10 protein-coding genes and 1 riboswitch are annotated in these 14839 nt (G+C 58.5%); of the genes, 5 read left to right on the forward strand and 5 right to left on the reverse strand.

The annotated features are described in order from the left end of the window. Positions 1-17: 17 nt before the first annotated feature. Positions 18-121: riboswitch (TPP riboswitch) on the reverse strand. Between the two features lie 181 nt (positions 122-302). Next, positions 303-2624: an FdhF/YdeP family oxidoreductase gene (locus tag EGK14_RS02885; RefSeq protein WP_125287567.1), complete on the forward strand. Its 2322-nt coding sequence runs from the start codon at positions 303-305 to the stop codon at positions 2622-2624. Positions 2625-2712: 88 nt separating this feature from the next. Here the strand turns inward: EGK14_RS02885 and mqo are convergent, their stop codons facing one another. The 5 genes from mqo to ygbI all read right to left on the reverse strand — a co-directional run bounded on the left by mqo (position 2713) and on the right by ygbI (position 10926). Next, positions 2713-4365: a malate dehydrogenase (quinone) gene (gene mqo / locus EGK14_RS02890; protein ID WP_125287568.1), complete on the reverse strand. Its 1653-nt coding sequence runs from the start codon at positions 4363-4365 to the stop codon at positions 2713-2715. 285 nt (positions 4366-4650) lie between these two features. Then, positions 4651-7164 (reverse strand): malto-oligosyltrehalose synthase, encoded by a 2514-nt coding sequence (gene treY / locus EGK14_RS02895; RefSeq protein ID WP_125287569.1) that lies wholly within the window; start codon positions 7162-7164, stop codon positions 4651-4653. Then, entirely contained in the window at positions 7161-8945 is a 1785-nt protein-coding gene (gene treZ / locus EGK14_RS02900; RefSeq protein ID WP_125287570.1) for a malto-oligosyltrehalose trehalohydrolase, read from the reverse strand. Before treZ ends, treY begins: the two co-directional genes overlap by 4 nt. Positions 8946-9138: 193 nt before the next feature. Next, entirely contained in the window at positions 9139-10089 is a 951-nt protein-coding gene (locus tag EGK14_RS02905) for an Rpn family recombination-promoting nuclease/putative transposase (protein WP_125287571.1), read from the reverse strand. A 75-nt stretch (positions 10090-10164) separates the two neighbouring features. After that, positions 10165-10926, reverse strand: a complete 762-nt coding sequence (ygbI, locus tag EGK14_RS02910) for a DNA-binding transcriptional repressor YgbI (protein ID WP_125287572.1) — start codon at positions 10924-10926, stop codon at positions 10165-10167. A 255-nt stretch (positions 10927-11181) separates the two neighbouring features. On the opposite strand from ygbI, the gene ltnD reads away from it, so the two are divergent. From ltnD to EGK14_RS02930, 4 genes are read left to right on the forward strand one after another with little or no spacing between them, the layout of a single operon-like run. Further along, positions 11182-12087 (forward strand): L-threonate dehydrogenase, encoded by a 906-nt coding sequence (gene ltnD / locus EGK14_RS02915; protein ID WP_125287573.1) that lies wholly within the window; start codon positions 11182-11184, stop codon positions 12085-12087. Then, on the forward strand, positions 12087-13349 hold the full coding sequence (otnK, locus tag EGK14_RS02920; RefSeq protein WP_125287977.1) for a 3-oxo-tetronate kinase: 1263 nt from the start codon (positions 12087-12089) through the stop codon (positions 13347-13349). The genes ltnD and otnK overlap by 1 nt, the downstream gene beginning before the upstream one ends. Next, positions 13346-13972, forward strand: a complete 627-nt coding sequence (locus tag EGK14_RS02925; RefSeq protein ID WP_125287574.1) for an aldolase — start codon at positions 13346-13348, stop codon at positions 13970-13972. Before otnK ends, EGK14_RS02925 begins: the two co-directional genes overlap by 4 nt. Further along, positions 13972-14757 (forward strand): HPr family phosphocarrier protein, encoded by a 786-nt coding sequence (locus EGK14_RS02930; RefSeq protein ID WP_125287575.1) that lies wholly within the window; start codon positions 13972-13974, stop codon positions 14755-14757. Before EGK14_RS02925 ends, EGK14_RS02930 begins: the two co-directional genes overlap by 1 nt. The last annotated feature ends 82 nt before the right edge of the window (positions 14758-14839 follow it).

The following is a 14839-nucleotide window of genomic DNA, read 5'->3' on the forward strand; positions in this document are numbered from 1 at the left end:
TCAGGCGCGGGAACGTGCGTTATCTGGCTCAGCCGTCCCTTCGCTGGCATGACCCAGATCAGGTTCAAAGGGTTCGGCTTGCGCCATCTCAGCCCGTAACAGGACACCCCTCGGTGCCTATTGTTATACGGTATTTACTTTCTGTTTACAATGCGCGGGATCAGCACCATTGTGGGGTCAGGCCGCTGGCCGCTGTGGGTTATTAATGGCGCTATTCGGTAACATTCTGAAAGCAAAAAAACGGTCGGAAGCCGCATGCTGTTCTAAGCTAAAAACTGGTTTGTAATGTGATGCGGAGTCGTATGAAACAACAAAATAAGACTGTTGGAATAGCCCCTTACGGTGGTTCAGCGGGAGGGTGGGGAGCGTTAAAGGCCGTTGCCGACGCGATCCGCGGCCAGATGTCGGTCAAACAGGACGTGATCGCGTTGTTTAAAGTCAACCAGCCGCAGGGCTTCGACTGTCCCGGCTGCGCGTGGCCCGATCCTCAGCACGGTTCCTCCTTTGAATTTTGCGAAAACGGCGCCAAGGCCGTTTCCTGGGAAGCCACCAGCAAGCGCACCACGCCGGAGTTTTTCTCTGCCCATACCGTCAGTGAGCTTTGGCAACGCAACGCTTTTGAGCTGGAAGGCGAAGGCCGTCTGACTCACCCGATGAAATACGATGCGGCCACCGATACCTATCAGCCTATAGAATGGGAAACTGCTTTCCGTGAAATCGGTGAAAAGCTGCAAAGCTACGAGGATCCGGATAGCGTGGAGTTCTATACCTCAGGCCGCGCTTCTAACGAAGCAGCGTTTCTCTGGCAGCTGTTCGCGCGCGAATACGGCACTAATAATTTCCCGGATTGCTCCAATATGTGCCATGAGCCGACCAGCGTCGGCCTGCCACAGTCCATCGGCATAGGCAAAGGCACCATCGAGCTGGAAGATTTCGATCACTGCGATCTGGTGCTGTGTATCGGCCATAATCCCGGCACTAATCATCCACGCATGCTGGGTACGCTTCGTGAAGTCTCCAAACGCGGCGCGACCATCGTGGCGATCAATCCGCTGCGGGAAAGGGGGCTTGAACGTTTTACTTCTCCGCAAAGCCCGGTAGAAATGCTGTCGCTCAGCTCCACCACGCTGGCTTCTACCTATTACAAGGTGCGCGTTGGCGGCGATGCCGCCATGCTGAAAGGCGTGATGAAGTGTCTGCTGGTAATGCACGAGCGCGCGCTGGCGGCCGGAGAGCCCGGCGTGCTGGACGAAAGCTTTATCAGCGAACATACCGAAGGTTTTGACGCCCTGAAGGCGGATCTGGATGCCACCGAATGGCCGCATATTCTGAAAGTCTCCGGTATGACGTTTGAAGAGATCCAGAATATTGCCCACCTGTATGCCAAAGCAGAAAGAACCATTATCTGTTACGGCATGGGTATCACCCAGCATCAGTACGGCACGCAGAACGTACAGCAAATCGCTAACCTGCTGTTGATGCGCGGTAACATCGGTAAGAAAGGCGCGGGCATCTGCCCACTGCGCGGTCACTCCAACGTACAGGGCGATCGTACCGTTGGCATTACTGAAATCCCGCCGCAGTCGCTGCTGGACAACCTGGAAAAAGCGTTTGGTTTTAAGCCGCCACAGAAACATGGACACGGGGCGGTACAGGCCATTCAGGCGATCCGCGATGGCCATTCCAGGGCGCTGCTTTGCCTGGGCGGTAACCTGGCGGAGGCAATCTCCGATCCGCAGCAAACCTTCGAGGCGATGCGCAAGCTGGATCTGGTGGTGCATATGGCGACCAAGCTGAACCGCTCGCATCTGCTACTGGGTAAACATAACTATCTGCTGCCGGTACTTGGCCGAACCGAAATCGACAGGCAGGCATCGGGCGAGCAGAGCGTAACCGTGGAAGACTCCATGTCGATGGTGCACGCCTCGCGCGGTTCGTTGAAGCCCGCCTCGGAATGGCTGAAGTCGGAGCCGGCCATCGTAGCGGGTCTGGCGAAAGCCACGCTGCCCAACACCAGGGTAAACTGGGACAGAATGATCGGCGACTACAGCTTTATCCGTCAGGCTATCGAGGCCGTTTTCCCGGCCTTTGAGGATTTTAACCGCAAGATCCTACAGCCGGGCGGCTTCCGTCTTTACAACGCCGCGTCGGAACGCAAATGGCTGACGCCGTCGGGCAAAGCGCAGTTTAAGATCATGCAGGGCATTAACGAGGATCCGCGGTCGCTGAAGTGTCACGATCTGGTGCTGACCACGCTGCGCAGTCACGATCAGTATAACACCACGCTGTACGGGCTGAACGATCGCTATCGTGGCGTGACGGGGAGGCGGGACGTGCTGTTTATCTCGGCGGATGAGGCGGAAAAACGCCGCCTGCGGGTTGGCGACAAGGTTAATATGGTGGCGCTGGATCCGGACGGCAAGCAGACCTCGCGACGCCTGGATAATCTGACGATAGTGGTTTACGACATGGCGCCTGGCTCGGTCGCGGCCTACTATCCGGAAGCCAACGTGCTGGTGCCGCTGGACAGCTTCGATACCGAAAGCGGTATCCCGGCTTATAAAAGCATTCCTGTCGCGCTGGAGCACGCAGAAGCGACCGAAACGTCGGGCACGCTGCGTTAAATTCGTCAGCACCGTAAAAGAAAAAGCCTGCCGAAACCGGCAGGCTTTTTTATTGGTATCCCGCGCCATTCGACGCGGAAAACAGGATTTACAGCGCCATATCGTGCCGGGCTGGCGTTTTCTCAGCCTGGCCGGTAATAGTGGACTGCGCAGGTTCCTGAGCAGGCATATTAATGACCGGTGGCTTGGTCAGCTGCAGCGTGGCCGCGGTGTCATCCCAGACATGCTGCGTCAGCTCGGTGTTACCGTTCAGCGTCTGGCCGTAGGTTGGCACCACTTTATGGATCTTCTCCTGCCATTCCGGCGAGTTGAACTGCTCCGGGAACAGCTTCTTCATCACGTTGATAGCGATAGGTGCCGCAGTAGAAGCGCCCGGCGATGCGCCCAGCAGGGCCGCCACGGTTTTCTGCTGATCGGTCACAATTTCCGTGCCCAGCTTCAGCACGCCGCCTTTATCCGCATCTTTCTTGATGATCTGCACGCGCTGGCCCGCCTGGATCAGTTTCCAGTCTTCTTTCTTCGCATCCGGATAGTACTCTTTCAGCGCGGCAAAACGGTCGTCGTCGCTCAGCATGACCTGACCAATCAGGTATTTCACCAGGTCAAAGTTATCCATGCCCACGTGGGTCATCGGCATAAAGTTGCTGGTGGTAGTGGTGCTCAGCAGGTCGAACAGCGAACCGTTTTTCAGGAACTTGGTAGAGAAGGTCGCGAACGGCCCAAACAGTACCACGCGCTTGCCGTCCAGGTTACGCGCATCGATATGCGGAACGGACATTGGCGGTGCGCCTACGGAAGCCTGACCGTACACTTTTTGCAGGTGACGGCTGGTAATGGCCGGGTTCTCGGTGACCAGGAAAGAGCCGCCAACCGGGAAGCCTGCATAGTTGTCCGCTTCCGGAATGCCGGTTTTCTGCAGCAGCTTCAGCGCGCCACCGCCAGCACCGATAAAGACATATTTCGCGTCAATAGCGCGTTCGCCGCCGTTTTTCACGTCTTTGATGGTAACGTGCCAGGAGTTGTCGCTGTTGCGCTTAAAGTCGGTCACTTCTGAAGAGGTTTCCAGCTTAAAGTTGCTGTTTTTCTTCAGGCTGGCGGTCAGCTGACGAGTGATCTCACCGTAGTTAACGTCGGTGCCTACCGGCGTCCAGGTGGCCGCGACTTTCTGCTTAGGATCGCGGCCTTCAATAACCAGCGGCGCCCACTGTTTGATCTGATCCTGATCGGTAGAGAACTTCATGCCCTGGAACAGGGTGGTTTTCTGCAGCGCAGCATAGCGCTTGCTCAGGAATTCAACGTTAGCGTCGCCCCAGACAAAGCTCATGTGTGGCGTAGAGTTGATAAAGGAGTGCGGGTTATTCAGCACGCCGTTTTTCACCTGAGAAGTCCAGAACTGGCGAGAGATCATAAAGGCTTCGTTGATCTCCAGCGCCTTGCTGACGTCGATGGTGCCGTCGGCACGCTCAGGCGTATAGTTCAGCTCCATGTTGGCGGAGTGGCCGGTACCGGCGTTGTTCCAGCCGTTGGAAGACTCAAGGGCGACGCCGTCGAGCTTCTCAACCATAATCTGTTTCCAGTCTGGCTGGACGTCTTCCAGCATCGTGCCCAGCGAGGCGCTCATGATGCCGCCGCCGATCAGCAGAACGTCGGTTTTCTCTGGTGCAGTTTCAGCATGAATGGCTGTAGAAATCAGTAACGCAGACAGCGAAACTGAGGTAATCAGTTTTTTTGATTTAATCATGGCAGGTGTCGATAGTCGGGATTTGACATTAGTTAAAAAGTGTCCATAAATATTAAAATATTGTTATGGCAGATTGTATGTGTTTTTAGTTACAAAACTAAAAAATGTCATATTTTAGTTAATTTAGTTACATACAGGCGGGAAAAAGCGCAGCATCTGTTGCGGGATGGTTCAGCAATGCCGCTTTCGGCAAGCGTTAATGCAAATTACCGGCTGCTCTCACAATACCAGCGTTAACTACAGGGATAAGGTGTGGCAGCACGTCCTTGTGCTGTAAAGTCAGCCTTATCGGCTAAGCAGGATAACCGGCATCCGCCGATCCCCTCCCGCCAGGCTAAAGCTTGTCTCCAGCGCAGATTCTGCGCCACTGATCAGATTGATATAGCGTCGGCCAGCCAGCGCCGCCGGCAGGGTGATTTCCGCCGGCGCCCAGTGCGCCTCCTGCAAGCGGTTAAACGCAAGGCGAGGCAGGATCACAATCAGCGCCGCCTCGTCGTTGGCGCGACCAAAAGCCAGCACGTTCTCCGCCTGCTGACCCGTGGCGTTCAGCGGCAGATAGTCGCCTTTACGAAACAAATCCGGCAGCTGCTGACGCAGAGGCAGCACTTTAGCAATCAGCTGCTGCTTCAGGCGACCGTCCAGCCAGTGCGCTTCGTTAGCGGGATCGGCCTGCTCAACATGTTTTAACAGCTGCTCCAGCGCGGCGAAATCCGGTTCGCGACGGTTGTCGGGATCGACCAGGCTCAGATCCAGCGTTTCGCTGCCCTGATAAATATCCGGCACGCCCGGCGCGGTCAGCTTGATGGCCGTCTGGGTCAGGCTGTTGACAAGGCCTGCGTGGATAAAAGGCTGAAGTGACGCGGTGAAGTCCTGCAAAAAAGCCTGATTATCGGGCGACAGCAGATGGCGCACGTAGTCGAGCACGGCGTTTTCGTAGGTTTCATTGCTGTCGGCCCAGTCGGTGCGCAGTTTCGCCTCACGCAGCGCTTTTTCTACAAAGCCGGTAAAGCGTTCCTCCAGCGCCTTAAGGCCTGCGGCATCATCAGGTGCCAGATCGGTGGGCCATGCGCCCGCCAGCGACTGGTACAGCATCCATTCTACGGCGGGTTTCGGCGCCGGGCCGTCCTTAAGCTGCACCACCTGAGACTGGTTGCTCTGCCGCCAGCGAGAGACGCACTCCGCCCAGCGCTCCGGCGCTTCGCTCAGCGTATAGAGGCGCGCCCGGGCATCCTCGCCACGCTTGGTATCGTGGGTCGAGGTGCCGGAAAGGGCGTCTGGCTGACGGGCCAGCCGCTCCCGCATCTCCTGATGGAAACGTTCCGGCGAAAAATCGTCCGGCATCGGCTCTGCACCGACCTCGTTCAGCGCCAGCGCCATATGCAGGCGGAAAAACAGCGTGTCCTCGACCGATTTTGCCATCAGCGGCCCGGTCAGCTGCTGGAAGCGGGTGCGGAAGCTGGCAGCGTCGTCAAGGGCGGCAGCGGAAACTTCACCCGCCATAATCCGCGTTAAAAAGCCCAGCGCCTCCGGATCCGGCGCCTTAGCGCCCTGGCGCACCTCGTCCGCTACTTTCAGCAGCAGGTCGGCATCTTCAGGCGGCAGCCCCTCCGATGTGCCGTAAGTGCGGTAAACAGGGAAGGCGACCAGCAACTCCCGCAGCGCCGTCAACAGCGCTTTCTCTTCCAGCGGCTCGTTATCGGCGGCGGCGATAGTGGTGGCAAGCTGCAAAAGCCTGGTCGCTTCACCGGCGAAGTTGCGGGTCGCCATCAGCATTTTGGCCGCACGCAGCTCCGCCTGCACGTCAACCGGCTTGCCCAGCAGCGTTTCATAGGCCTGCCGCAGCTGGCGAATTTGTTTGCCGTCCACCAGCGCTTCGGACAGGGAAGCAATAAATTCGTACCCTGTGGTGCCGGAGATGGGCCAGTCGGCGGGCAGATGCTCGCCCTTGGCCAGGATCTTTTCTACCGTGATATAGCATTCCGGCCCGGCTTCCTGACGCAGCCGCTCCAGATAGCTTTTGGGATCGGCCAGCCCGTCAACGTGATCAACGCGCAGGCCCTGAACTGCGCCGCTGCGCACCAGTTCAAGGATCAGCTGGTGCGCGTCGTCGAATACGGCTTTGTCTTCCACCCGCACGCCGGCCAGCCCCGTGATTTCAAAAAATCGGCGGAAGGAGAGGTCGCGCGGCGCGTCCCGCCAGGACATCAGCCTGTAGGGCTGGCTGTCGTGCAGCGCGGCAATATCGGCATTGTCGGTGAGTTGCAGCACCGCCTCGGCCCGATCCTGCCAGCTTGAAGGCGTCAGCGGATAGAAATGCTCGTAGTAAGCCAGCGCCGGTTGCCCGGTTTGCGGATCGGATTTCACCGCGATAGCGCCGTTTTCAAGCTCGACATCAAAATCGTCGCCCAGGAAAGGCAGCGTCAGACGGCGTGACCAGTCAATATCAAAATGGCGGGCGTAGCGGCTGTTTTCGCCGTGCTCCACCACGTCGCGCCACCAGGCGTTTTCCAGCGATGACGCCATATGGTTCGGCACGATATCGATGATCAGCTCCAGGCCAGCCTGTTGCAGGGTTTTCACCAGACGGTCGAAGCCCTCACGGCCGCCAATCGCCGGATCGATTTCATTGGCGTTGATAACGTCATAACCGTGAGTAGAGCCGGAAAGCGCGGTAAAAATGGGTGATGCATAGAGATGACTGATGCCCAGCTGTTTCAGGTAAGGCACAAGCGCGGCGGCCCGATCGAAAGTCATGCCGCTGCGGAACTGGATACGGTAGGTCGAGGCTGGAATAGTCACGCGGTTTCTCCCGGAGCAAGGCGAACAAGGATGGCGTGCCGGGGCAGTTCGGTGATGGCCTGCGGCCAGCTAAAAATCGTCTCGCCCGGCATGTCCGGCACGGGCTGGGTTTTCTCGCCGATATTCAGCGCGATCGACAGCGTGCCCTGAGGGAATGTCCAGCTGACGGCGACGAAACCGGCGGCGGTTTGCAGTACTTTGCCGCTGTTGCCGCCCGCAGTGGCGAGCAGCGGCACAATATAGCGCTGCCGCACGGCCAGCAGCTCTTTGGTTAACGCCAGCCACGCCTGTCCCTGCGGGCTTTGCGTCTTTTGCCAGTCCAGCTTAGAAGCGTCAAACGTGCTTTTGGCATTAGGATCGGGCACGCTTTCGTCTTCATGTCCGGCATGGCCCTGGAATTCACGCGCGCGTCCTTCGCGCACCGCTTTAGCCAGATCGCCGTGGAAATCGGTAAAGAACAGGAAAGGCCGGGTTTCGCCGTACTCTTCGCCCATAAACAGCAGGGGAATATGCGGCGAGCAGAGCAGCGTGGCCAGCAGCACCCTGGTGCGATCGACGCCCGCCAGCTGGATCAGCCTGTCGCCCTGGGCGCGGTTGCCCGTCTGGTCGTGGTTCTGAATAAAATCGACAAATGCGGTCGGCGGCTGACCTGAACTTTTCACGCCGCGTTTTTCACCCGACTGCGCCGAGACTTCGCCCTGATAAGCAAAGCCTTCCGTCAGGATACGCGCAATAAGCTTTTCCGGCTCGTTGGCGAAGTCGCGATAGTAAGCGTGGGTTTCGCCGGTGGCGAAGACGTGAATGGCGTTATGAAAATCATCGTTCCACTCGCCGGTAAACAGCGGCACGCTGCCGTCCTCTTCACGCGGGTGCAGGAAAATGACGTTGCGGCTGTCCTCGGTGGTGAGGTGAACCGGCCGGTCGGTGATTTCTGCACGAATACGTTCGGCGATAGCGATCAGCGCATGTTTTTCCGAGGTGTCTTCAATCTGATCGATGGCGTCAAAACGCAGCCCGTCCAGATTGTACTCCTGTAGCCAGTACAGCGGCGCTTCCACCATATAGTCGCGAGCCGCCGCGACGTCATAAGCGATTCCGGCTCCCCAGGGAGTCATGCGCTCTTTATGAAAGAAGTCAGGCGCCAGCAGCGGCAGGTAGTTGCCTTCCGGGCCAAAATGGTTCAGGACGATATCAAGCACCACCGACAGGCCATGACCGTGCGCGGCGTCGATAAAGGCTTTGAAATCGTCCGGCGTGCCGTAAGCGGAGTGCGGCGCGTAAAGCAGCACGCCGTCGTAGCCCCAGCCGCGATTGCCGCCAAACTGCGAAACGGGCAGCACTTCCAGCATGGTGATACCCAGCTCCGCCAGGTGAGGCAGTTTCTCTATGGCGGCCCGAAAGGTGCCTTCCGGGGTAAAGGTGCCGATATGCATTTCGTACACCACCGTTTCAATCCACGGACGACCGCGCCATTCATGCTGCCAGCTATAGCTGGCGGGATCGATAACCACAGAGGGGCCGTTAACGTCCGCCTTTTGCGCACGCGATGCCGGATCCGGCACCACCATGCCGTCGGCAAGCACAAAGTTGTATTCCGCGCCGGGCGCTACCTCGCTAACCTCCGCCTCAAACCAGCCGTCGCCGCTGGCGGACATGGCCATATCTTTTCCGGCCAGCCTGAGCGTGACGCTTTTTTGCCCGGTAGCCCAAAGGCGAAAACGAATCTTACCGTCGGCCACATACTCGGCCCCCCAGCTCTTACTAAATGTTCCGGATCCCATTCAATAGCCTCTTTAAGCACAGCGGTGAGCGATAGACGACATCGCAAGGAGTGCGATGTAAGCTTTGAAGAAATCATAGACTATTGCGTAGAAAGTGAAGGGTATGCGGCAGGGCGCAAAAAGCAGGATGAGGTTGGGTTTTACCGGGCCTGGCGACGGCCCGGACGTGCTTATTACAGGCCTGGTGGAAAAATCACGGGTAAAGCTGCGCCAGTTCAACCTTGCTCAGCCCGGTTAGCGTTGCCACGGCCTGAAGGTCAAATCCCTGCCGCAGCATCGCCCGGGCGATATTGCGCGCCTCCGCTTTTCGACCGAGCCGCATTCCTTTACGCATTCCTTTTTCGACGCCCATTTTCATCCCTTCCTGAACGCCTGTTTGCTTGAGCTGCTGTGCGATAGTCATCAGTTTCTCCTCGTGTTGCGGCACGCGCTGTGCCAGCTGCTGTACAAATACCTTTGCGTCTGAAGCTTCACCTGCAAGCAATAAATAGTTTACCAGTGAAATCAAATGCTGTTCTGTGAGATCTCCCGCTAAAATAAACGCGGTCAGCCTGTCCAACAGGTCCGTCATATCGCGCTGGTGAATATGCTTTTGTACCAGCGTCAGCGCCGCCATCTTCCGGTGATGCACAATCTCGTCATCGGGGATCGCCGTGACGTCGACAAGGGGGAAATGGGTGCCATAGATCCTGCCCGCCATATCGGGATCGGTAAATCCATGAAGCCAGTGGGTCGAAAAAGGATAGGGCGACCGTTTGCCGTTATAAAACAGCACCGGGATCACCAGCGGCAGCTTAGTGTGACCGGCGTCCAGATGGCGCTGCATCACGGCAACCACGTAGCGCAGCAGCCGGAAGGCCATATGACGATCGGGCGTCGACTGGTGTTCAATCAGCACATAAATATAGCCGTCGCCGCCGGCGGTTTTCAGGCTATAAAGCACATCGCTGAAGCAGGCGCGCAGGCTCTCTTCAACAAAGCTGCCGGACGCCAGCCGCAGAGTCGAAAAATCGCAGGCGGCCCGCACCGACTCGGACAGATGCTGCGCCATAAAATCTTTCGCGACAGCGGGATCGGTCAGAAATTGCTTAAAAACCGCATCGTGCGGCGTGCGGGTGATTTTTTTCCTTTTTCTGGCGGGCATACCAGCCTCCACTGCTGTCCGGCTTTCCTTTGGCCGCACTATAGCGCACCAGCCGCCGACTGACCGCCACGCAGGTTAATCCGCGAGAGCCAGCTTCCAGTTTCCTTCGCCCAGCGCTTCGCGCGCCTGAGCACTCAGGCGGCTATCGGTGACGATGGTGTCGAAGATCTCCAGCGGCAGCGCCATAAACGTGGCGATTTTATTGTATTTGGAGCTGTCGCTGAGCAGTACGCGCTTGCTGCTGACGTCGCACACCGCCTGCTTTACCGTGACCTTGTCCTCGTCCGGGGTAAAGAGGCCTCGCGGCCCCCAGCAGGATGCAGAGATAAAAGCGATATCAATAGCGAGATGGCGCAGGCTGCGCGCCGCGCTTTCCCCGACGCAGGAACGATTTTCGCGGCATACCGTGCCGCCGGTGTGGATCAGCCGACAGCGGCTTTTCTCCATCAGCAAGGCCGCCACCATAAAGTCGTTGGTCACCACCAGCAGGTCGTCGCGATCCAGCAGCTCGCCAGCCAGCGCCAGCGTGGTGGTGCCCGCATCGATATAGATACAGCTGTTGCGGGGAATATGCTGCGCGGCGCGGCGGCCAATCGCATTTTTCTCCGCATTATAGAGCGAGGTTTTGGTCTGGTGCGACGGTTCCGCCGCCAGCCGTTCCGCCGAACGCACGCCGCCGGATACCGCCAGCAGCGCTCCTTGCTCCTCCAGCTTCTGCACGTCACGTCGAATGGTCATATGCGATACGCCCAGCCGCTCGGTCAGTTCCGAAAAGCTCACCACGCCGCGTTCGGCCACCATCGCCAGGATCTGCTGATGTCGTTCAACCGGGATCACGTCTGCTCCTGTGAAATTATCAATTTTTCACATTGTAATGGAAAGGGATGGCCGCGCGAATAGAAAATTTGCCGGTTCTGCGGTGTGGTTCCGCCTTTTCGCCTCAAGATTCAGTGCTGACAGCGCTTGTGAAGAAATGTTCTTTTTTGTTCGCCACCTTCAATTTGTGATGCGCGGCACATTTATTCATCCGATAAGCTGGCACGATTAACAACATTGAACAAATAATCACTTAATTTAACAACGGAGGCCACGGTGCCAATTCAAAACGTTTGCGTAATCGGTTTAGGGTCGATGGGGATGGGTACAGCTACCTCCTGCATTCGTGCGGGGCTGAACACCTGGGGCGTTGATCTTAACCCAGCGGCGCTGGAAACGCTGCGCCAGGCGGGCGCTCGCGATGCGCAAAGCACCGCCGACGGGTTTGTCGACCAGCTGGAGGCCGTGCTGCTGCTGGTGGTCAATGCTAAACAGGTTAACGCTATTTTATTCGGCGATAGCGGGCTGGCTGCCAGGCTGAAGCCGGGCACGGTGGTAATGGTGTCGTCCACTATCTCTTCGCAGGATGCGCAGCAGATTGAACAGCGGCTGGCGCAGCATCAGCTGCTGATGCTGGACGCGCCCGTTTCCGGCGGCGCGGCCAAAGCGGCTGTCGGAGAGATGACGGTGATGGCCTCCGGCAGCGATGCCGCCTTTGAGCGCTTGCAGCCCGTGCTGGAGGCGGTGGCGGCAAAAGTCTACCGCGTCGGCGGCGAAATCGGCCTGGGATCCACCGTAAAAATCATTCACCAGCTGCTGGCTGGCGTGCATATTGCGGCGGGCGCGGAAGCGATGGCGATGGCCGCCCGCGCCGGTATCCCGCTTGATACCATGTATGAGGTCGTCACTAACGCGGCGGGCAACTCATGGATGTTCGAAAACCGGATGCGCCACGTGGTCGACGGCGACTACAGTCCGAAATCTGCGGTCGATATCTTTGTAAAAGATCTCAACCTGGTGGCCGAGACGGCGAAAGCGCTGCATTTTCCGCTGCCGCTGGCCTCTACCGCGCTGAACATGTTTACCGAAGCCAGCAACGCCGGCTATGGCCGTGAGGACGACAGCGCGGTGATCAAGATTTTCAGCGGCATCACGCTGCCTCAGGGCAAGGAGCAGGCATGATGCGTCTGGGAGTGATTGCCGACGACTTTACCGGCGCGACCGATATCGCCAGCTTTCTGACGCAGAACGGCCTGGCCACCATCCAGTTTAACGGCGTGCCTGAACGGCAGGAAAGTCTTGCCGCGCAGGCGATCGTTATCAGCCTTAAGTCGCGTTCCTGCCCGGTTGAGCAGGCGGTTGAGCAGTCGCTGACCGCGCTGCGCTGGCTGCGGGAGCAGGGCTGCGATCGTTTCTATTTTAAATATTGTTCGACCTTCGACAGTACCGAAAAAGGCAATATTGGCCCGGTCACCGACGCGCTGATGTATGAGCTTGGCGAAACGCAGACGGCAATCTGTCCGGCGCTGCCGGTGAACGGCCGTACCGTCTATCAGGGCCATCTGTTTGTGGGCGAGCAGCTGCTGTCGGAGTCGGGGATGCGTCATCATCCGGTCACGCCGATGACGGACAGCAATCTGCTGCGCCTGATGGCGCGCCAGGCTAAGGGCAAAGCGGGCCTGATTGCCGCCGCTACGCTGGATCGCGGTGCCGAGGCAGTGCGCGAAAAATTAAGCGAGCTGAAGGCCGCCGGCGTGACTTACGTAGTGCTGGATGCACTCAGCGAACAGCATTTACTGACGCAGGGCGAGGCGCTGCGCGAGATGCGTCTGGTCACCGGCGGCTCCGGCCTGGCTATCGGGCTGGCGCGCCAGTGGGCCACGACGCAAAACCATCATGATGAGGCCGAAACGGCAGGGCGTCCACGCGGCGAGCGCGCGGTGGTGATTTCCGGATCCTGCTCGCAGATGACCAATCGTCAGGTCAACGCCTATCGCCAGCAGGCACCCGCGCGGGAAGTAGAGGTCAGCCGCTGTCTGGACAATGTAGACGACTATGCCCGCGAGCTTGCCGACTGGGTTGCCAGTCACAATGCCCGGCCGCTGGCGCCGATGCTTTATGCCACGGCGGATGCGCAACAGCTACAGCTTATTCAGCAGCAGTACGGTGCACAGCGCAGCAGCGAGGCGATAGAAGCCCTGTTCGCCGCCGTCACCCGCAATCTGAAGGCGCTCGGCTGGCAGCGTTTTATCGTGGCAGGCGGCGAAACTTCCGGCGTGGTGGCGCAGAGCCTTGACGTGACCGCTTTTCATATCGGGCCGACCATTTCTCCCGGCGTGCCCTGGGTAAGGGATATTCATCAGCCGCTGTCGCTGGCGCTGAAGTCAGGCAATTTTGGCGACGAGCAGTTTTTCCGCCGCGCGCAAACGGAGTTTTCATTATGACTGAACATCAGGCCCGCCAGGAGATGGTGAAGCTGGGCGCCTCTTTTTTCCAGCGCGGCTACGCTACCGGCTCTGCCGGCAACCTTTCTGTACTGCTGGAGGACGGTAATCTGCTGGCGACGCCGACCGGCTCCTGTCTGGGCGAGCTGGATGGTGAACGCCTGTCTAAAGTGACGCCGCAGGGCGAATGGATCGCCGGCGATAAGCCTTCCAAAGAGATCGCTTTTCACCGGGCGCTTTATCTGAACGATCCCGGCTGCAAAGCGGTGGTGCACCTGCACAGCCACTATCTGACCGCGCTCTCCTGTCTGGAAGATCTGGATCGGCAGAACTGTATCCGCCCGTTTACGCCCTATGTGGTGATGCGCGTCGGCGATGTGCCGGTCGTGCCATATTACAGGCCGGGCGACACGCGGCTGGCAGACGATCTCGCCGCGCTGGCGGGGCGCTATCGCGGCTTTCTGCTGGCGAACCACGGCTCGGTAGTGGTAGGCAGCTCGCTGCGCGAGGCGGCGGATAATACGGAAGAGCTGGAAGAGACGGCGCGCCTGATTTTCACGCTGGGCGACCGCGAGATCCGCTACCTCAGCGAAGCGGAAACTGACGAGTTAAGGAGCCGATAATGCCGAAGTTTGCAGCGAATATTTCCACCCAGTTTACCGAAGTGCCTTTCCTGGAGCGCTTTGCCGCGGCGGCCGACGCCGGTTTCGAGGCCGTGGAATTTCTGTTTCCCTACGACTATCCGGCGCAGCAGCTGAAAGCGCGGCTGGATAAACATCACCTTAAGCTGGTGCTGTTTAACACCGCGCCGCGCGACGTGCAGGCAGGAGAATGGGGCGTAACGGCGATCCCGGGGCGCGAGGCCGATGCCCGCGCCGATATCGACAGCGCGCTGGACTACGCGCTTGCGCTGAACGTCTCGCAGGTGCATATCATGGCTGGCGTGGTGCAGGAAGGTATGGATCGCGCAGCCTGTGAGCAGACGTTTGTCAGCAATATTCACTATGCGGCCGACCGTTTTGCGCCACACGGCATCACCATCCTGCTGGAGGCGCTCGGCCCCAAAATCAAGCCCAACTATCTTTATGCCAGCCAGTACCAGACGCTGGCGATGATGGTGCGTATCGAGCGGCCAAACGTCTTTACCCAGCTCGATCTGTTTCACGCGCAGATGGTGGACGGCAACCTGAGCCATCTGATTCGGGAAAACGTTGGACGCTATCGTCACGTGCAGATCGCCTCCGCACCGGATCGCCACGAGCCGGACGAGGGCGAAATCAACTACCCGTGGCTGTTTACCCTGCTGGACGAAGTGGGCTACGACGGCTGGATAGGCTGCGAATATATTCCACGCAACGGCACGCTCGCCGGGCTTGGCTGGTTTGAACCCTGGGCGAAAAAACGCTAAGCCCGTGTTACCCGGTGCCTTCGCGCCGGTTTACCTCACCATTTACCTGCACCGGGTCTGTGAATACGATAAGAATAGAAGG

Origin of the sequence: Erwinia sp. 198 (genome assembly GCF_003937915.1) — a bacterium.
Lineage (GTDB): Bacteria > Pseudomonadota > Gammaproteobacteria > Enterobacterales > Enterobacteriaceae > Erwinia > Erwinia aeris.

Coding starts and splice junctions, on each gene's coding strand:
- EGK14_RS02885 (WP_125287567.1), top strand. CDS start 303: ATGAAACAACAAAATAAGACTGTTGGAATAGCCCCTTACGGTGGTTCA.
- mqo (WP_125287568.1), bottom strand. CDS start 4,365: ATGATTAAATCAAAAAAACTGATTACCTCAGTTTCGCTGTCTGCGTTA.
- treZ (WP_125287570.1), bottom strand. CDS start 8,945: ATGGGATCCGGAACATTTAGTAAGAGCTGGGGGGCCGAGTATGTGGCC.
- EGK14_RS02905 (WP_125287571.1), bottom strand. CDS start 10,089: ATGCCCGCCAGAAAAAGGAAAAAAATCACCCGCACGCCGCACGATGCG.
- otnK (WP_125287977.1), top strand. CDS start 12,087: ATGCGTCTGGGAGTGATTGCCGACGACTTTACCGGCGCGACCGATATC.
- EGK14_RS02925 (WP_125287574.1), top strand. CDS start 13,346: ATGACTGAACATCAGGCCCGCCAGGAGATGGTGAAGCTGGGCGCCTCT.
- EGK14_RS02930 (WP_125287575.1), top strand. CDS start 13,972: ATGCCGAAGTTTGCAGCGAATATTTCCACCCAGTTTACCGAAGTGCCT.